We start from the raw sequence: 18,274 nt of genomic DNA, 5'->3' as shown, positions 1-18,274 counted from the left end.
GCAGACGCTCCTATCGGCGATTGAATTCGGGGGAAGCCAGCACCAACGTCAGCCCGCTGATCTTGTTCGGCGCTTGGGAGACTACGCGGATCGTCTCGTCGCGGGCTGCATCGGCAAGCGTCGATTTCAGGAATTCGCGCGGATCCTCGTCTCGGCCGAACTGCGCTGCGGCCCGTCTTGCCCAGGCCAGCCGTTCGGCAATCTGGCTGCCGGTGATCCAGGCGGAGAAGCCTTCTTCGAAACCGGCCGGGCTTGGCGGCAGCCAGATCGGCTGGCCCATGCGCTTCAACGCGCCCTGCCCCAGTGCCCGCGCCGTCCGGAAGGCCTTGAGACGCTTGTCTCTTGCCTCGCCGGCGGGATCCGTCGTCACCGGTGATCCCGCCATGCCAGGCGTATTGGCGGCCATGTCGCCCTCTTCAGTGCCCTGCTGGTTGGCCGCCAGGAAGCTGCCGACGACGCCGTTGACCGGCCCCGCATTCAACGCCCTGAGACCCGCAACGACATAATCGAAGGGCTGGCGCGCCTTGGTGCCCTCGTCGCGCCAGGCGGCGGGATGGTCGAGCATGGCGGTATAGACGGCCGTCAGATCGCCATCCGTCTTCTTCCAGGCTTCAACCATGTCGGACACCATGCCCTCGTCGGGCTGGTCGGAGACGAAATGCACTGCGAGTTTGCGGCTGATATGCGCCGCCGTCTTCGGATGGACAGCGAGATCATCGAGCAAATCGAGATAATCGTCGCGCGAGCGCCTGTTACCACCATAGCTGACGCCGAGCACCTGATGCGCGCCGGGCTCCGATATATTCGGCCGGAAGACGATATCCATCTCCTTGCGGTCGACGGTGAGCCCCGTCAGCACCATGGCTGCCGCCGTGACATCCGCCTGACTATAGCCGCTGCCGGCGCCGAGTGTGTGCAGCTCCAGCAGTTCGCGGCCGAGATTCTCGTTCAGCCCCTTGTTGCGCTTGATGCCGCCGGCCGAGTCCGGCCCGAGCGAATCCGCCTGGTCGAGATAGATCAGCATGGCCGGATGGGCAGTGGCGCTGCGCAGCAGATCGCCGAACCTGCCCGATATGAACGGCCGGATCGCCTCGGCCTCGTAGAGCGGCACGATGAGGCGCATCGGCAGGCTCTTGTTGGCGCTGGTGGAGAAATGATCAGTCCAGAAGGTCGCCAGCCGCTCGTAGAAACCGTAGGGCGACAGCACCGCCTGCATCAGCCGCAGGTTCGAATCGTGCTGGAACTGCTGCTGCGCCTGGCGCTGCACCCCCTTGCGCATCTCGCGCTGCACCGTATCGTCAGTCACCGTCTTGGCGTCCTGCCGAATTTGCGTCAGCTGCGACTGCAGGCTGAGAATCGCCCGGTGGCGCATGTCCGGGCCGCCCATGGGAAAATCCGGCATCGCCGCCGCCCCATTGCGCAGCTGGCCGATGAGCTCGTCCTTGCTGTCAGGTGGCGCCTCGCCCGGCCGCAAGCCATAGCCGAACCGGATCGCCGCCATCGTCGGGAAAGACAGGCTCATGGCAGATCACCTCCTGATCAATGCTGAAGCGATTCCAGCAAAAATGCACAGCGGTTTGCGCCCGGAATTGCGCAAAACAAAAAGCTTGAGGTGACAGGCTGCCAGCCGAATGCGACCGCAATCTGTAGGAAATGCGGCGATATCGAGACATGGACGATTTGTAATCTGTTGAAAAGGCTAAAGTTTATGCACGGAAGATGAAGGATGCACCAATTGCGATCAGGGCGAAGCCGATCGCATGGTTCCAGGTCAGGTTCTCGCCGAGCCAGAAGATCGAGAAGCCGGAAAAGACGATCAGCGTGATCACCTCCTGCATCGTCTTCAACTGCGCCGTCGTATAGACCGCCGAGCCGATACGGTTCGCCGGTACCGCCAGGCAATATTCGAAGAAGGCGATCCCCCAGCTGACGATAATGGCGAGGAAGATCGCGCTGCTCTTGTGCTTGAGATGCCCGTACCAGGCAAAGGTCATGAAGATATTCGAGGCAAACAGCATGACGACGGGCCAGATGGCGGCGGGAGAAAAGGACATGAAGAAACTCGGGGGGCTGTTAAGGGAAAGTTGACCGGCGAGATACCGGCGGGCCTTACCTAGCATGCTGGCGTTCCGCCGCAAGTCCCAGGGCATGGACCGATCGTCTCACGCCATCGAGGCGATGCGGATCGCCGAGTTAAAGGCCGGCGACATCAGCCGCCGGCCCTCGTACCGCAGGCAGCGCTAGATTCGCATCGCGCCATGCGGCTCCTCGGCCTCCTCCGTGCCGAAGCGGACATCCTTCTTCTCGTAGCCGAAGCCGGCGAGAGCCGCGACGACCAGCGCCACTACGGCGGCGACGATTAATAGCGCGTACGCATAGTCGCCGTCCCAGCGGGCAGCCAACCCCGCCTGCAGCGTCGCATTGCCTGAGGCGAGCAGGTTGCCGAGCTGGTAGGCAAAGCCCGGAAAGGTGCCGCGCACCTCATCCGGCGACAGCTCGTTCAGATGCACCGGCACGATGCCCCAGGCGCCCTGGACGAAGAACTGCATCAGGAAGGCGCCGATGGCGAGCAGCACCGGCCCCGGCGCATAGGCCCAGAGCGGTGCCACGGGCACGGCGATCAGCGCGGCGATGACGATTGCGCGTCTGCGGCCGATCCGCTGCGACAGCGCGCCAAAGAATAACCCGCCGCAGATCGCCCCGATGTTGTAGACGATGGCGATGGCGCCGACCGTGTAGCTCGAATAGTTGCGTTGGGTCTCGAGGAAGGTCGGATAGATGTCCTGCGTGCCATGGCTGAAGAAGTTGAACGCCGTCATCAAAAACACCGCCCAGATGAACAGCGGAATGTTTTCGCGCAAGACCGTCAGGAATGGCCGCCGCCCCTCGGCCTGCCGCTTCAGGAAGGCCGGGCTCTCTTCGACATTGCGCCTGATGTAGAGCACCAGCAGCGCCGGCACCGCGCCGACGAAGAACATGCCGCGCCAGCCGATGACCGGAAAGAGCAGGAAGAATACGATCGAGGCGATCAGATAGCCCGAGGGATAACCCGCCTGCAGAATGCCCGAGACGATGCCGCGGCTCTCCTCCGGCACCGTCTCCATGACAAGCGAAGCGCCGACGCCCCATTCGCCGCCCATGGCGATCCCATAGAGCGCCCTGAGGACCAGAAACATGGTGAGCCCCGTGGAGAAGCCGGTCAGGAATTCAAACAGCGAATAAAGCAGCACGTCGGCCATCAGTGTGATGCGCCGACCGTAGCGGTCGGCCGCAAGCCCGAAGATCAGCGCGCCGAGCGCCCGCATGGCAAGTGTCAGGAAGATCGCCACCGAGACGGCGGGGACGTCTGTGTGGAATTCCTCGGCGATATATTTGAGAACGAAGACGAGAATGAAGAAATCGAAGGCGTCGAGCGTCCAGCCGAGATAACTGGCGATGACGGTGTTGCGCTGCTGCGGCGTCAGCCGGCGCAGGCTTTCCAAAGCGGACATATGAATTCCTCCGTCCGAAAGCGGCGGCGAGGCGGGCAATTCCGGATGCCGTCGGAAGGGGTGCCCGAAACGGGCGGGTGATGCTGTCGACAATTGCGTTCGCTGTGGGCGACAGCGGGCAATAACGTCATCAATCCTGCCGCTGTTCCATCACGATTGGCGTGATCGGGTCACACGCGGCTCCTTGTCGCAGGCATGCGACTGGCCAGCGCCCTGCCCTTTGGGCGCGACATTCTCCAACATCCCTCATCCTGATGCGCCGAGCCCGAAGGGCGAAGCCTCGAAGAACACGCCGCAACGCCGCTCCCTGCGTCCATTTGATGCCGCCCCGCATCCGCCCCATCCTTGGGGGTCTCTGCGCGGTGCCTCAGGAGGAGGCTCTCTTGGACTTGCGCCATACGCAGCAAGCTGTGCCTAGCCTTCCGCTGGCACCTGCCCCCGGCACGCCCACGCCACCGACGCGAAAGACCGCGGCCCATCGGGCTCACCCGCCTCGTATGCCGCCCTGACGGCGGCATCGACGGCCCTTCGCTTCGCCGGATCCAGCCCTGCGACATATTTACCGAGCGGCCCCTCACCGGCAGCGATTGGATCCCAGTAGTCCTCGAAGGAAGAATACTCCATCCGGATCAGCAGCGACGTCTCCTCGACATCGACAAGGCCCTGCGCGATGAAGCTCTCCTTCATTTCCCCCGGCCGCATCATCGGCTGAAAACAATATTTGCGGCGCAAGGGCAGCGCATTCTCGTCGAGCATCACCACGGTATCCCACATCATTCGCATGCAGGACATGCCGCCATAATGGTCCCAGACGGCCGCCGCGACCACGCCGCCCGGGCGCACAACGCGAACCATCTCGGACACCGCCTTTCCCGCCTCCGGCACGAAATGCAGGACGAGCAGCGACATCGCCCGGTCGAAGCGGTTGTCCTCGAAAGGAAGAGCGCAGGCATCGGCCTGCTGGATCGTTATTCGCGGATCGGTGTTCCGCCGGGTTGCGGCCTCGACGAAGACCGGCGAATAGTCGACGGCGACGATCTCCCGCAGGCCTGGCGTTTCCGCCAAAGTGAACGCCAGGCTGCCGGTCCCGCAACCGACATCGAGCACGCGATTACCATTCGCGAGACCGGTGAAATCGATCAGCATCGGCGCCAGCCTTCTGCTCCAGCGCCCCATCAGCCGTTCATAACCATCGGCACTTTCGACGTTGAAACTCGACGGCATCGAAGCCTCCTTCTCAAGGACACAAGTCTTCGATTGAATACTAGGATTCACCGGCGACTGTGCAAGCGGGCACGATCGCCTGCATCCTCGGCTCGAGGCCGAGGATGCCGAGAAGTTGGGCTATCGTTGCCCCTCTTTCGACGTGGCCGTAAGGCGATTGCCGGCCGATCCACCTCCGTCAGATTTCATCAGCCGGCGATATCACCGGCCGGTGATACCGCATCAACTCAGCCGCCCGCCCTACCGAGCACACTCCAATCGAAGCCCCGCGCCCAGTCGGCGTAGCTGTGCCAGCCGACCTCAGGAAAATCGCGGCGCAGGGCGGCGATACCGGCGTCGTAGCCGGTGCGGTCGAACCATTCGAACATCAGCGCCGTATCCTCGCTCTGCTGCCGTATCGCCGCGATCGGCAATTCCTGGAAGCGAATCGGGCGGCCGAGCACCTCGGACAAGATCTTCACCTGCTGCTCGCCCGACAACTCGTCGCCGGCAATATCGAAACGCTTGCCGAACACCTGTTCGCGCCGCTCGGCCAATGCCGAGACAAAAGCACCAATGTCATCAATGGTGATCTGTTGCAGCACGCGCGTCGGCGGCAGCGCGGCGGCGTAGACGCCCTGGCGCAGGCCGTCGATCGCCCAGGGTGCCACGGTGTTTTCCATGAAGGCGACGGGCGCGCTGATCGTATAGGGTATGCCGAGACCGGCGATATGCTTCTCGACCAGATACTTGCTGTCGAAATGCGGAATGCCGGTCTTCTTGTCGGCATCGGCGACGGAGGAATAGATCAGGTGGCCGACGCCGGCGGCCTTTGCCGCATTGGCGACGGCAATGCCCTGACGGGTTTCCGCGTCCGTTCCGGCCTCGTAGCTGTTGCCCATCAGAAACATCGTGTCGACGCCCTCTGCCGCCGCCGCCACGGATGCCGCGTCGTCAAGATCGCCGGCGACGACCTCGACTCCCGCCGCGGTCAGCCGTTTTGCGCCTTCGCTGTCCGGCCGGCGGCTAATCGCCTTGACGCGATGTCCCCGCGCGATCAGGGCGCGCACGACCGCGCCGCCCTGCTGGCCGGTGGCGCCTGTGACCAGAACGCTTCGTGTGTTGCTCATCTGTCTACTCCTTGTTGTGACGGATACAGCAAAGTTAGGGTCTGTCGCATTGAACCATAATGGCCTATAATTGAGAAACATCGTACCATGCGGAGCTACAATGCTCGATCTAAACGATATCATGATCTTCGCCCGCGTCGTCGAAGCGGGCAGCTTCACCGCCGCCGCGCGCTTGCTCGGCATGCCGAAGACGACGGTCAGCCGCCGCATCGCCGAGCTGGAACGCGAACTCGGCGTGCGGCTGCTGCAGCGCACGACCCGCAGCCTCAACCTGACGGCTTCAGGGCGTCTCTACTACGAAGAAAGCAGCCAGGCGCTACGCACCATCGAAGGCGCCAACCTGCGGCTTGCGGAAGCGCGTGCGGAGCCTGCCGGCACGATCCGCATATCGGCGCCGGTCGGCTTCGGTGGCCATTTCCTCCAGGATGCGATCTTTGGATTTCTTTCGACCTACCCGAAGACGAGGGTCGAACTGCGCCTGACCGACGACAGGCTGAACCTCGTCGAAAACGGCATAGACTTGGCCTTCCGCACCGGTATCCTCGAGGATTCTACCTTGGTCGCCCGCAAACTCGGCTCGATGCACCGCCTTCTCTGCGCAAGCCCGGATTATCTCGCCCGCTGCGGCCCGCCCGCCGCGCCTGAAGATCTAGTCCGCCACGACTGCGTCATCGCCGGCCAGTCTGTCCATGCGCAATGGTTGCTGGAAGGTCCGCGCGGTCAGGAAACGATCGCGGTTTCGGGCCGCTTCGCCGCCAACGAGATGCAGGCGGTGATGGCCGCCGCAATCGCCGGCCACGGCATCGCCCAACTGCCACACCGATTTGCCGAAGCCTGCATCAAGGATGGGCGGCTTCGCCGCGTTCTCGACGGCTATACGACCCCGGCCGGCGGCTTCCATGTCGTCTATCCCAGCAGCCGACACCTGCCGCCTTTGGTCAAAGCATTCATTGAACTGGCCGTCACACGGCTGAACGCCACAGGAACTGGCGGGAGCGAGGAATTCGCCATCATATCGCCTTAGGATGAAATCCGACCTTCGCCGTTAGACCTCCTTCAACTCCACCTTGCCGTCGAGACTTCCGATCAAAGTCGCGCTGGCTTGGTTAAGGCCCGCGACCTCCACGGCGATGTCGTGCGCCCTAAAACGATGGACGACCTTGTCGAGCGCAGCAACGGCCGTGATGTCCCAGAAATGCGCTTCGGACACGTCGATCAGCACGGTCTTGCCGATCGCGTCCTGAACGTCGAAAGCCTCGACGAAGACATCGGCGGAGGCAAAAAACACCTGGCCGGACACGCGGTAGGTCAGCCGCCCGGTCGTTGCGTCGGGCGCGACGTCCACCCGCAGCAGGCTAGCAACCTTGAAGGTGAAGAACACGCCGCTGAGCAGCACCCCGACCGTCACCCCGAGCGCCAGGTTCGCGGTGAAGACGGTGACGATGACGGTCGCCACCATCACGGCGCTCGACATCCTGGGATGGACCACCACGGCTCGGAGCGACGACCAGTCGAACGTGTCGATCGATACCATGACCATGATCGCCACCAGTGCGGCGACGGGAACCTCGGACACCCACGGCTTCAGGAGCACCATCAGGATCAGCAGGAACGCGCCGGCAAACAGCGTGGAAAGCCGGCCGCGCCCGCCATATTTCACGTTGCTGACTGTCTGGCCGATCATGCCGCAGCCGGCAATGCCGCCGAACAGGCTCGCGGCCGCATTGGCGAGACCGAGACCGGTACATTCGCGGTTCTTCGAACTCGGCGTATCCGTGAGATCGTCGACGACACTCGCCGTCATCATCGATTCCAACAGCCCGACCATGGCGATGGCAAGTGCGGGTCCGGCGATTATGCTAAGCGTTTCCAGCGTCAGCGGCACAGCCGGCCAGCCGAACACCGGAAGCGATTCCGGCAGCTTGCCGAGGTCAGCGACGGTGAGCACGGGAAGCCCGAGCACCATCGACGCGACGGTCAGGATCAGGATGCAGATCAGCGGCGACGGGATCGCGGTGGTGATCCGCGGCGTCAGGTAAATGATAACAAGCCCGGCGATCAGCACGGCATATTCCATCCAGCCGGCACCGACAATATGCGGCATTTGCGCGGCAAAGATCAGAATAGCTAGCGCATTGACGAAGCCGGTGCGGACGGATTTCGACACGAAGCGCATCAACACGCCAAGGCGCAGCAGGCCGAAGCCGATCTGGATTAACCCCGCCAGCAGCCCGGCCGCAAAGAGATAGGGCAAACCATGGGCATGCACCAGCGGCGCTGCGACCAGCGCCACCGACCCGGCGGCGGCCGAAATCATCGCCGGGCGTCCACCGGTAAAGGCAATGACGATGCTGATCACGAAAGAGGCAAACAGACCGACTTCGGGATCGACTCCCGCCACGAAGGAAAAGGCGATCACCTCGGGGATCAGGGCGAAGGTCGCCACCGCTCCGGCGAGCATTTCGCGCATAGGATTGGCGGACCAATCACGACGGATGGAGGAAAGCAGCATGGGATAGATTCTCGCAAAGCATGGCCAGACCCGCTCTGGCGAGCGGTCGCGTGACGGCATGCAGGTTTTGCGTTGTCTGGCGGATCGGCGGCCAGAAGAGCCACCCGGGGTCTCACCGGGTCCGTTGTGAATGCCTGCGGTATAGACGAAATTTTTACCGCAGCGCAACATTCAACTGCACTGAAATGAAAAATGCAAAAGTCAACGAGCAGCCTCAAATGCTCGAGGTGCGCGCACCTTGCGCCCTCTGGATTGAGGAGCCTTCACTGCCAAAGGAAGTCCGGCCCTGTGCTTTGGGACGTCAGCTTGAGCGTCCCATCCGGTTGAACGACATAGGTTTCGAAGACGCGGTAACCGAAATCGCCGAGAAAGGTATTCTTGACCACCGTTCCCGGACGATAGGGCGAATGGAGGACCTTTCCGCCATACGTCAGGCTGCCCGGAAGAGGCTGCGGATCCCCTGCGCTGGCGCAAGCGCTGAGAATGAAGAGAACGGCAATGAGCGCGTGCTTCATCCGGACTGTCTCCTCAGGTGGGCGCCAACGGTCTGAATGACGCCGATCTTCTTCTTATCACAACATAGCCTTGCTGTTCAGAACGCAGCCTTGCTGCTGTCGAAGTCTTTGCGTCGCGCCGCCGCCCGCGAGAGCGCGCTGGCGACCCTCTCGTCGGTAAAGGGCTTGGCGATCACATCAAGTGCACCGTCGATACCGTGACCGACGCTCTCGGGACTGCCAGTCACGAAGATGACGTCAACTCTATGGCGATCGATCAGCCGGCGCGCGAGCTGGGCGCCGCTCAGCCCGTCGGAGAGACTGAGATCGACGAGCGCGACATCGCTTCTTTGAGCGTGGGCGAGAGCCTGCTCCACCGTCGAGACCGGCCCAATGGTCTGGTGTCCGGCCTCTTGCGCGATGCGCTCGAGTTCCAGAGCGATAAAATTCTCGTCTTCAACGATCATGACCTTCATGCATAAGCCTCCCCATAGACGGCCCTGTCAGGCGCACTGCCGGTAGCGGCTACAACGCAACCGCCCCCGAAAAGTTTCCACTTTGAGAAGAATAAGTTGGCGATCAGCGGGCAGCGTTACCGGCCCCGCTACTGGTCCTGTGGAGAAACCAACCGATGGCGCGGTCGCTCCGGCATCGGGAAAGCACGGGCCGCGGCCGGCAAGGCAACGGCTCTATGGCGGGCGGCCGAAGATTTGACGGCGCGGCCCGACGGACCGGCGCCTGCAGGCCGCTGATCCGCAGCCGCCTGCCTCCCTCACGGTTTCTCGTTTGCGCTCTCGGCCCGAAACGCCGCCTCCCCTGCATCAGACACCTCGACCCACCTCTTGTCGGGCTCGGCGTCCGGCACATAACTGTCGTGCCAGTTCCACCACTTGTAGGTCGGGGTCTGGGGGTAGCCCTTGGGCGAGTCTTCCCAGACTTCCTGGCGGCCGAGCGGGGTGATGTCGAGGTAGTTCCAGGTGCCGCCCATCTGCTCGTCGCCACGGTTGTTGATGAAATAGGTGCGGAAGATGCGCTCGCCGTCGCGGTAGAACACGTTGGTGCCGTGCCACTCGTCGACGCCGAAATCCTTGTCGAAGCTGTCGGTGATGGTAACCCACGGCATCGTCCAGCCCATGCGCGCCTTCAGCCGGGTGATGTCGGCCTGCGGCGCCCGCGAGGCAAAGACCAGTGTCGTGTCGCGGGCGTTGAGATGGGCGACATGGGCGACCTGATCGGCCACCATCGAGCAGCCGCGGCAGGCATGCTCGGGCCAGCCGAACACGCCGGGCTCGTAAAAGGCGCGGTAGAGGATGAGTTGGTGTCTGCCTTCGAACAGATCGAGCAAGCTGACTTTGCCCCCGGGACCTTCGAACGCATAGGCCTTCTCGACCGCCACCCATGGCATGCGCCGGCGCTCGGCGGCGAGCGCATCGCGAGCCCGGGTCTCGGCCTTTTCCTTGACCAGCAGCTGTTCGCGGGCCGCCTCCCAGGCCTGCGGCGACACGACTGGCGGCTTGTGCATGGCTTGTCCGCTTTTTCCATTCTCGGCTGAAGCAGTCATGGTTCAATCTCCTCATCAGGACGAATTCCCGGGTTTGGAAGCCCGGTTCATCGCGCATTGGTCTGAGATAGTTTCGCATCGGAAATCGGACAGGGGGAGTAACAAGTGTGACCGTATTCCCCGGAACCGTTGGTCGCAGCCGCAGCGCATGCGTGGTGTTGACCACGAGCGCGTCCATTAGCGTAATCTTGTTTACGGCCGGGACGCGTGCTAAAACGCGACAAAACGGCGCATGCGAACCCCAATCAAGCCGAGATCGTGCCCGTGAATGTTTTTATCGCGACTGTTGCTGCGCTTCTCATGGGCGTGCTGCCATCATGGGCTGGTCCTTTGCACCAGGCGGCTGGGGATGGCGATGTCGCACGCGTCAAACAGTTGCTGGATCAGGGCTCCGATCTGTCGGAGGTCGACGAGGCGGGCGAGCCGGCGCTGATTGTTGCGTCATTGGCGGGCCATGCCGATGTCGTCGCTCTTTTGCTGGATCGCGGCGCCGACATCGAAATTCGCAACAAGGGTGGGCTGACGGCACTGCATGCGGCAGCCTATGGAGGAAATCTGGAGGTGGTGAAACTGCTTGTCGCAGAGGGAGCTGTCGTCAACGACAGGAAGAATTTCTATCAGATGTCGCCGCTGCACGGCGCCGCCGAAGAGGGCCGCACTGAGGTGGTCGCTTTTCTGTTGACGAAGAATGCGGATGTCGAAGCGACGGAAAGAAATGGGTACACGCCTCTCACTCAAGCCGGGTGGCGGGCGCATTGGGATACGGCCAAATTACTCATAGAAGCCGGTGCTGTTTGCCAGAAAGCCGAGCTTGTAGGCGAACCGCTCTACAAGGAATGCACCAAACGGCAATAGCATTTCGCTTGAGGTAACAGACCGCGTCCGGGAACGGAGCTTGTTATGTCTTATCATGTGCAAAAATGCGGAAAGCGGGTGGGCGTAACCGTTGGCGCTACGGTCATGCTGCTCTCCTTCCTTCAGCCTGCGGGGGCCGAGGAACTCGTCAATACCGGCTATTTCGGAAATGTTGCGATCAAGGGTTACGACCCGGTCGCCTATTTCACGGAAAATCAGGCCGTCGAAGGATCCGAGACATATTCCTACCACTGGCTTGGTGCGACCTGGTATTTTTCCAGCGCTGAAAATCGCGACCTCTTCAAGGGCGATCCGTCCAGATATGCGCCGCAATATGGCGGCTATTGCGCCGATGGCGTGTCCTTCGGGACGGTGACCACCAATATCGATCCGAAAGCCTGGCGGATCATCGATGGCAAACTGTATCTCAGCTATGATCCTGGGGCGGCGGAAGGCATGGAGAAGAATCCGACCAAGGTGACCGACTCCAAGAAGCATTGGTCCGAAGTTCAGCAGACACTGATTTCGGAGAAGATGCACACCGTCTGGCAGCAACCGGCGACAAAATGAAGCCCATCGCCGGCACGTCAGGGCGTAAGTGAAAAGAACGTCAGGGCGCGCGGCGTCACGTGTACATATGGCCGGTCGCCCTGCTCGCCTGTGGTGTTGCGGTAGACATATCCGCATACCATCCGGTCGAGGAAGTAGCCGGCGAATTTTTCGCAGATTCTGTCGCCTCGCACCTCGACCGTGCCGGTGATGTTGGTATTGGCGCTGCGATAGGCCGTATTTCCGGCCTTGTCGAAATACTGCATGAAATCCGTGCCGTTCTTGTGCTTGCCGCTCCAGCTTTTGCCGTCGACGAGATTGCGCAGCTCTGCCTCGCCGAGCCTGTCGCCTTGATTGCCTGTAAAACCGAAGGGCCATTCGGGAATGCCGGCCTTTCGCAATCCGGCCAGATGGCGCTGCAGATCACCGTCCTGCCAATAATCATAGAGATAGCCGTAATAGGTCAGATTGCTCTCCGGGAAGAGCTCCAGCAGCTTTGCCGTCTCCGCTGCGGCCCTGGTTTGATTGCCCTGATCCGCATAGGCAGCCGCCAGATATTCGCGCGCCGGCTCGACCTTCGGCAGGCTGTCGAGCGTCGGCTCTATCAGCGAGATCGCCCGCTGGTCGTCGCCGGCGGTATAAAAGACGATCCCCGCCAGCAGTTGAAAGCTCGGCGCCGGCGATGGGTCGAGCCGCAAGGCCTTCTCCATCTCGGCGACGGCCTGGCCCGCGCTTCCGGTGTGAACGAGGATGAGCGCGAGATTGGCGGCGGCCTCCGCATCGTTCGGCTGCATCGCGACGGCCATATTGGCGGAATTCCTGGCCTCCGTCTCGCGCCCGTCCACCCATTGCAGCAGGGCAAGGACGGTGTGCGCCCTGGCATTGTTGGGATCGAGCTTGAGCGCCTGCCCGGCGGCGTCATAGGCGATCTTGCGGGCAACGGCAGCCGACCAGAGATAATTGTAGTCGTTGCGCCAGACATCGACGGCGACGCGCGCAATGCCCGCATGGGCATTGGCAAAGCCCGGATCGAGATCGATCGCTTTCTGGTAGAAGGAGAGCGTCCGGCGGTAGGTATCGACATCCCTGAAGATGAAGCCCTCCTGCTCGGCTCTCATGTAATAATCATAGGCTTCGAGATTTTCGGTCGGGATTCGGGCCAGTTGGTCGCGCTCGCGCGCGCTGAGCTTGACCGACAGGGCCGCAATGATCTTGCCGATCACATCGTCCTGAACCGCGAAGAGATCGGTATACTGGCGGTCGTAGCGCTCGGCCCAGAGCGACAGGCCGGTGACCGCGTCGATCAGTTTGACATTGATCCGCAGCCGCGGCCCGGCGCGCTGCAAGGTGCCTTCGAGCACGTAGTGAACACCGAGTTCGGCAGCCACGTCCTGGATCTTGCCGGCGGAGTCCTGGATGGCGAAGACCGAATGGCGGGCGATGACGAAGAGACCCGATACTTTCGACAGTTCGGTGATCAGGTCGTCGGTCAACCCCTCCGCGAGATGGTCGTGCTCGGTATCGCCGCTGACATTGATGAAGGGCAGAACTGCAACCGAGGGCCTGTCCGGCAGCGGATAGGCAAAACGTTCGCCGAGCCCCGGGGGTTTTGCCGGCATCCACGGCTGCCACCACCAGAGCGCCGCACCGGCAAGAGCGAGGATGACGGCGGCTGCGATGCCCGCAATGAGGCGGCGCATCGGCGGGCGCCTGCGGGTCTTGACGGTTTTGCCGGCAGCAGTCGGGTCGAGCAGGACGCGATAGACCCGGACCGGTTCGGTGATGCTCTTCAGCCGCTGCTCGCCGAGCGACGCGAAACCGACCGGGACTTTCGATTTCACCTGGTCGTATGTCGTGCCCGATATGGCGATGCCGCCCGGCTCCCCCAGCGCCTGCATTCGATCGGCGATATTGACGCCGTCGCCTTGGATGTCCTCGCCCTCGACGATAATATCGCCGAGATTGATGCCGATCCGGAACTCGAGCCGATGCTCCGGGACAACAGCGGCATTATGCGTGGCTTTCAGCTGTTGAACCTCCACCGCGCAGCGCAAGGCATCGACGACACTCTGGAATTCGACCAGCAGACCATCGCCCATGGTTTTGACAAGCCGGCCGTGATGACGCTCGATCGCCGGCTCGAAGACATTGTCCTGATCCGCCTGGAAACGCGCACGCGTGCCCTCTTCGTCGATCTGGCTCAATCGACTGTAACCGACGACATCAGCGATCAGGATTGCTGCAAGACGGCGCTCCATCCCCGGTCTTTCCTGGAGAGCGAATGTATTATGAACAATATCCTACAGGAGGTCCTATCGCGATGCTATCGCCGCACCACACGATATTCGACTTGGCGGCGATGTGTCTGATCAGGATGGCGCCGAACGAAATACTTCAAGCCATCATTGTCTTCGATGATTGGGAGAGTTGTCAAAAGCAACCAAGTATTGGAAGCTTGTTTTTTTGACTATCAGGCGACGGATTTGGAAACATGACGACAACCTCTTCCATGGAGCCGGCCAGGCACGGCAGCGCCAGGATCTGCCGCGGCTGCTGGGACCAGATGCATATGCCGATCCCGATCGGCGGCCTCCTCGCTTTGCCCTTCCGCGCCTTCGGCATCACTCGCAGCAAGATGAACCCCGATATCTGCACGATCTGCGAGCGCTCCTTCCAATATGTCAAGAAGCAGCGCCAGATCACCGTCGACGCCACCATCCTGTTTGCCGATATCCGGGGTTTCACGGATCTGTCGGAGCGTATCGAGGCGGTGCAACTGAGCGAGATCGTCAGCCTGTTCCAGGATCGCTGCGCGCAGGCGATCTGGGCGCATGACGGCATCGTCAACAAACAGATGGGCGACGGACTGATGGCGATCTTCAATTTCCCAATCGTTCGGAATGATCACGCCGGCGCTGCGATCCTGGCCGCCCTAGAAATACAGCGAAATTGCGCCACAGCGCTGAACGGCCTGACGCTCGAGGCATTACCCGGCCGCACCCTCGGCGTCGGCGTCGGCATCCACTCCGGCGAGGTCCAGATCGGCGAATTCTCAAGCTTCCGCAGCGATTTCACCGCGATCGGCGGAGTCGTCAATCAGGCCGCAAGGCTCGAATCCCAGGCCGCCGCCGGCGAGATCCTGATCTCTGCCGAAACGACTGCGAAGGCGCCCGCTCTCACCGCAGACGCCGAAACGCGCATGCTTGCCCTGAAGGGTATCGAGCAGCCGGTGCAGGCAAGCGTGCTGGTCAAGCGCTGAGTGAAGAGATCTCTGGTTTTGATGGCGTCCGAAAGGGGTGCCGGCGAGGCTGGCAAAGACCCCGCCTCTGGCTCAGTACTTCATGTTCCGGAGTTCCGGAAAATCATGGTAACGCAGCCGTTCGTCGTGGCAGCGATAGTCGTTCCTTTTCAGGTACAATATCATGTTGTGTTGCAAGCCCAGGCCGATATAGGACCAGTTTGGGTTGCCGCGCTCCGTCGTGCGCGTGCAATAAGCATATATCTGCTTTTCCGGATTAAGCAGAACCACGCTGGAAATCTCCGCCTTTACGAAGTTCCCCGGTTTAATGGTTCCCCGCAGAGCGTCGACGTACTCGTGTCGCACTGCGCTGGAAGGCGGCCGTTGGGAGTCTGTAACGGATTGCGGCACCGCGGTTTGGCAGCCGGCCAATACCAGCAGGGCAGCGTAAGCAAGGAACTTGATTTTCATTCCGTTGAAGCTCTCTCAATCAAAATTGATGGATCGGGTTTCCCGAGGCTGCAAGCAGCAGCGCCGCACCCTGTGCTTCGAGGCTCCGCCTGCGGGCTACGCACCTCAGCATGAGGAAGGTTGGAGGATGCCGCGCGCCCATGACGGGCATGCCGCGCTGCCGCTCATCAAAGCCTCGAACGGTGGCGCGCCCCTCGCTCCTTCATCAGGTTTTCATGCCGTTCATCTCAGGAAACGGGTAGTAGCGCAGCCGCTTGTCGCGGCAGCGATCGTCATTCACCGTCGCGCCTAATATTTTGCCGTCCGTGAAGGAGACGCCGAGATAGGCCCAGTCTCCCCAACTGCGCTTGGGCACCACCCGCACACAGTAAGCATAGATCTTTTTTTCAGGATCGAGCAGAACCACGCTGGAAATGCGAGCCCATACGACTTCTCCCGCTTCGTGCCTGTAGGTTCTCTTGAACACGATGTTGACGAAGTTCTGCCGGACGTCATTCGAGGGAGGACGCTGCGAATCCGCAACGGATTGCGACACGGGGGCGTTGCAGCCGGCCAGCATCAGCAGGGCAGCGCAGGCAAGAATTTTTATTCTCATTCAATTAAATCTCCAAAGAATCGGAGCGTGATAAACGCTGCGTATTCTTACAAACACAGCGGGAATAATATTTGCAATACATGAAATCAAGCAATGCTGACGCTGCGCGTCCACAGGCCGGCCGTCATCCGCATCCGCGTTCGAGATCTTCGAAGCCGGCTTGCAAAATTCTATTGCAAGTAGATAGTCTCTCTCGGAGAAATCTTCTTGATACGGAAACCACTCGCTTGCGATCTCGGGTAAGCGCGGTGCCATTATGCCTTTTCAGTGAGAATTTTGAATGAAGCCGGAAGAATTGCGCAGATCGGAATACGCCTACAATAAATACAAATTGCTGCTCATCATCCTGATTTTGATCGCCATCGCGGCCGGGGCCATCCTGTTGGGCTTCCATCCGCCGAAGAACAAGGACCCTCATGCCGTCTGGTTCTTCTCGGTGCTGGGCGCAGTGTTCTTTGGCCCCCTCGCGCTACTGCTCGTGCCAAAGCTCTTTTCCAGGAAGCCCGGATTGGTGATATCGACGGCCGGCGTCCGGCTGCCGAATTTCCCCGACCAGATTATACGCTGGTCAGACATCCGGAGCTTCGAAAGATTCCAGAGCAAAGGCGCAGATTCCATAGTACTCCACCTTGATCCCGCCGCCGCCAAGGCGTTGATCAGACGGGGGCTTGCAGCCAGGCTGCCGGAATGGTTCGTTGGTTCGCGCCTCAAGGTTGGCATCCCTCTGCATATGTTGCGAGGCCGTTCGAACGCCATATTCAACGAATTCGCGGGAGTGGCGACCGAAGCGTTCGAAGCCCAATGGCAAGCCTTGCAGGAAGCCGGTTCGATCGCCGAGGAGGAAGAAGACGAAGTGCCCGAGCCGGGTTTCGATGGCGCCCGTTATCCAGTCTTCACTTACGCTCTTCTTACCGTTCTCGTCGCCGTCTATACGGGCGAACTTGCCTTCGGCGTCGAAGCGTCCAAGGCCGGCTCCCCCAGTATTCGGACATTGCTGGTACTCGGCGGCACGTTTCGCCCGAGTATCGTCGAGAGCGGCGAGTGGTGGCGGCTGTTCACCGCACCCTTCATGCACGGAGGCATCGTCCATCTCACCTCCAATTGCTTCTGCTTGTGGATGGCGGGAATGCTGTTCGAACGGCTAATCGGCTGGCGATGGTTTGCGGCAATCTTCTTCGCAAGCGCCCTTGGCGGCTCCATTGCGTCGGTTTGGATCAATGACATCACTGCGGTTGGCGTCGGCGCTTCCGGCGGCATCGTCGGGCTTTTCGCGGCCGTGATCGCCGGCAGCATTCGCTTCCGGTCGACGCCGATCGCACCTTCCCTGCAGATGGGCGCCATCCAGATTCTGGTTCCCTCGCTGCTGCCGTTCCTCTCTGCGGCGAAGGATGGGCAGGCCATCGACTATGCCGGCCATTTCGGCGGCGCGGTGACCGGCGCGGCGCTCTCGCTCCTGCTGTTGGCCCTCTGGCCGCGGGAACGGCCGACGCCGCGTTTCGGCGCGGCCGCGATCGCCTTCAGCGCTGCATTCGTCCTCATCGCGACCGGGTCGCTTTGGCCCATTACCAATATGCGCCAAGTCTATGTCAACGACCCGATGACCAACTATTTCGGGGGAAGGTATGAGCAGGCCGCGACGGGATTTGCCGCCTTGGCAAGCCAGGATCCACGCACCGCCCCCTATTATCGTCTTTGGCATTTCATGGCTCAGACCCGGGACGGCGATCTAAATGCGCCCGCCGATCTCAGGGCTGCAGCCGGCGAGATCGACCAAGCGGCGTGGCCCTATCCCATCTATCGTCTTTTCCTCCACGAGCTGAAGCCGGAGGAGTTGACAGCGAAGGCGGCCGGCAGCAACCAGATTTGCGAGGCCACCTTCTACGTTGGCGAATGGTATCTCTTTGCTGGAGCCACGCAGGAGGCACGCCGCAGGTTCGAGACGGCCTTGGCGTCCTGCCCGGCCACATTCATCGAGTATCATGGAGCACGTGGCGAACTGAGCAAGCTCGCGGCGAAGTGATGCCGCGGCTTGCCAGCTGTAACATTGCCGCGCGCTGTGCGGGAGGCGGCATTGCGGTGCGCAGCTTTCCGCCACGGGCTGGCTGGAGCCGGTTGCAATCAGCGCTGACGCGACTATTTTCCATGTTGGCGACCCTCCGCTCATGCGTGGAGAAA

The 18,274-nt window shown here is 61.5% G+C and carries 17 protein-coding genes and 1 other annotated feature; of the genes, 5 read left to right on the top strand and 12 right to left on the bottom strand.

Annotation, left to right across the window (positions count from 1 at the left end; translation table 11 throughout):
* Positions 1-10: 10 nt before the first annotated feature.
* The 5 genes from ACMUVN_RS03880 to ACMUVN_RS03860 form a co-directional block, all read right to left on the bottom strand.
* Entirely contained in the window at positions 11-1,522 is a 1,512-nt protein-coding gene (locus ACMUVN_RS03880; RefSeq protein WP_029868406.1) for a DUF1800 domain-containing protein, read from the bottom strand.
* A 184-nt stretch (positions 1,523-1,706) separates the two neighbouring features.
* Positions 1,707-2,054, bottom strand: coding sequence for a DMT family protein (locus ACMUVN_RS03875; RefSeq protein WP_029868240.1), 348 nt, complete (start codon positions 2,052-2,054; stop codon positions 1,707-1,709).
* Positions 2,055-2,240: 186 nt separating this feature from the next.
* A complete protein-coding gene (locus tag ACMUVN_RS03870) occupies positions 2,241-3,491 on the bottom strand; it encodes an MFS transporter (RefSeq protein ID WP_029868239.1) in 1,251 nt (416 codons plus the stop codon).
* Positions 3,492-3,905: 414 nt separating this feature from the next.
* Entirely contained in the window at positions 3,906-4,715 is an 810-nt protein-coding gene (locus ACMUVN_RS03865) for a class I SAM-dependent methyltransferase (RefSeq protein WP_028757582.1), read from the bottom strand.
* 227 nt (positions 4,716-4,942) lie between these two features.
* Positions 4,943-5,824 (bottom strand): NmrA/HSCARG family protein, encoded by an 882-nt coding sequence (locus ACMUVN_RS03860; protein WP_047610442.1) that lies wholly within the window; start codon positions 5,822-5,824, stop codon positions 4,943-4,945.
* 100 nt (positions 5,825-5,924) lie between these two features.
* Here ACMUVN_RS03860 and ACMUVN_RS03855 point away from each other — a divergent pair, with 100 nt between their 5' ends.
* The gene (locus ACMUVN_RS03855; RefSeq protein WP_132572205.1) at positions 5,925-6,848 is read left to right on the top strand and encodes a LysR family transcriptional regulator; all 924 of its coding nucleotides are present in this window, start codon (positions 5,925-5,927) and stop codon (positions 6,846-6,848) included.
* A 21-nt stretch (positions 6,849-6,869) separates the two neighbouring features.
* Here ACMUVN_RS03855 and ACMUVN_RS03850 read toward each other — a convergent pair whose 3' ends face one another.
* The 4 genes from ACMUVN_RS03850 to ACMUVN_RS03835 form a co-directional block, all read right to left on the bottom strand.
* Positions 6,870-8,336, bottom strand: a complete 1,467-nt coding sequence (locus tag ACMUVN_RS03850) for a SulP family inorganic anion transporter (RefSeq protein WP_132572208.1) — start codon at positions 8,334-8,336, stop codon at positions 6,870-6,872.
* Positions 8,337-8,406: 70 nt separating this feature from the next.
* Positions 8,407-8,462: a sequence feature (sul1 is cis-regulatory element that is thought to sense ions involved in sulfur or methionine metabolism; They are found in Alphaproteobacteria), on the bottom strand.
* 137 nt (positions 8,463-8,599) lie between these two features.
* A complete protein-coding gene (locus ACMUVN_RS03845) occupies positions 8,600-8,851 on the bottom strand; it encodes a hypothetical protein (RefSeq protein WP_025554522.1) in 252 nt (83 codons plus the stop codon).
* Positions 8,852-8,928: 77 nt separating this feature from the next.
* Positions 8,929-9,306 carry a response regulator gene (locus ACMUVN_RS03840; RefSeq protein WP_025554521.1) on the bottom strand — a complete coding sequence of 126 codons (378 nt, stop codon included), beginning with the start codon at positions 9,304-9,306 and terminating at the stop codon, positions 8,929-8,931.
* Positions 9,307-9,602: 296 nt separating this feature from the next.
* Positions 9,603-10,391: a DUF899 domain-containing protein gene (locus tag ACMUVN_RS03835; RefSeq protein WP_028758741.1), complete on the bottom strand. Its 789-nt coding sequence runs from the start codon at positions 10,389-10,391 to the stop codon at positions 9,603-9,605.
* Between the two features lie 207 nt (positions 10,392-10,598).
* On the opposite strand from ACMUVN_RS03835, the gene ACMUVN_RS03830 reads away from it, so the two are divergent.
* Positions 10,599-11,246 carry an ankyrin repeat domain-containing protein gene (locus tag ACMUVN_RS03830; RefSeq protein WP_132572211.1) on the top strand — a complete coding sequence of 216 codons (648 nt, stop codon included), beginning with the start codon at positions 10,599-10,601 and terminating at the stop codon, positions 11,244-11,246.
* A 45-nt stretch (positions 11,247-11,291) separates the two neighbouring features.
* Positions 11,292-11,816 (top strand): YHS domain-containing (seleno)protein, encoded by a 525-nt coding sequence (locus ACMUVN_RS03825; protein ID WP_047610450.1) that lies wholly within the window; start codon positions 11,292-11,294, stop codon positions 11,814-11,816.
* 17 nt (positions 11,817-11,833) lie between these two features.
* On the opposite strand, the gene ACMUVN_RS03820 is transcribed toward ACMUVN_RS03825, so the two are convergent.
* On the bottom strand, positions 11,834-14,053 hold the full coding sequence (locus ACMUVN_RS03820; RefSeq protein WP_047610452.1) for an adenylate/guanylate cyclase domain-containing protein: 2,220 nt from the start codon (positions 14,051-14,053) through the stop codon (positions 11,834-11,836).
* 233 nt (positions 14,054-14,286) lie between these two features.
* On the opposite strand from ACMUVN_RS03820, the gene ACMUVN_RS03815 reads away from it, so the two are divergent.
* Positions 14,287-15,054, top strand: a complete 768-nt coding sequence (locus ACMUVN_RS03815) for an adenylate/guanylate cyclase domain-containing protein (protein WP_132572214.1) — start codon at positions 14,287-14,289, stop codon at positions 15,052-15,054.
* Positions 15,055-15,126: 72 nt separating this feature from the next.
* Here the strand turns inward: ACMUVN_RS03815 and ACMUVN_RS03810 are convergent, their stop codons facing one another.
* Together ACMUVN_RS03810 and ACMUVN_RS03805 are read right to left on the bottom strand one after the other, a co-directional pair.
* Positions 15,127-15,504 (bottom strand): hypothetical protein, encoded by a 378-nt coding sequence (locus ACMUVN_RS03810; protein ID WP_025554511.1) that lies wholly within the window; start codon positions 15,502-15,504, stop codon positions 15,127-15,129.
* A 205-nt stretch (positions 15,505-15,709) separates the two neighbouring features.
* Positions 15,710-16,099 (bottom strand): hypothetical protein, encoded by a 390-nt coding sequence (locus ACMUVN_RS03805; protein WP_047610454.1) that lies wholly within the window; start codon positions 16,097-16,099, stop codon positions 15,710-15,712.
* A gap of 280 nt (positions 16,100-16,379) precedes the next feature.
* Between ACMUVN_RS03805 and ACMUVN_RS03800 the strand changes: the two genes are divergently transcribed.
* Positions 16,380-18,119 carry a rhomboid family intramembrane serine protease gene (locus ACMUVN_RS03800; RefSeq protein ID WP_132572217.1) on the top strand — a complete coding sequence of 580 codons (1,740 nt, stop codon included), beginning with the start codon at positions 16,380-16,382 and terminating at the stop codon, positions 18,117-18,119.
* Positions 18,120-18,274 lie beyond the last annotated feature (155 nt).

Origin of the sequence: Rhizobium sp. IY2, from assembly GCF_047532935.1 — a bacterium.
Lineage (GTDB): Bacteria > Pseudomonadota > Alphaproteobacteria > Rhizobiales > Rhizobiaceae > Rhizobium > Rhizobium anhuiense.
Note: the sequence above shows the minus strand (reverse complement) of the source record. Positions and strands in the feature narration are given on the sequence as shown.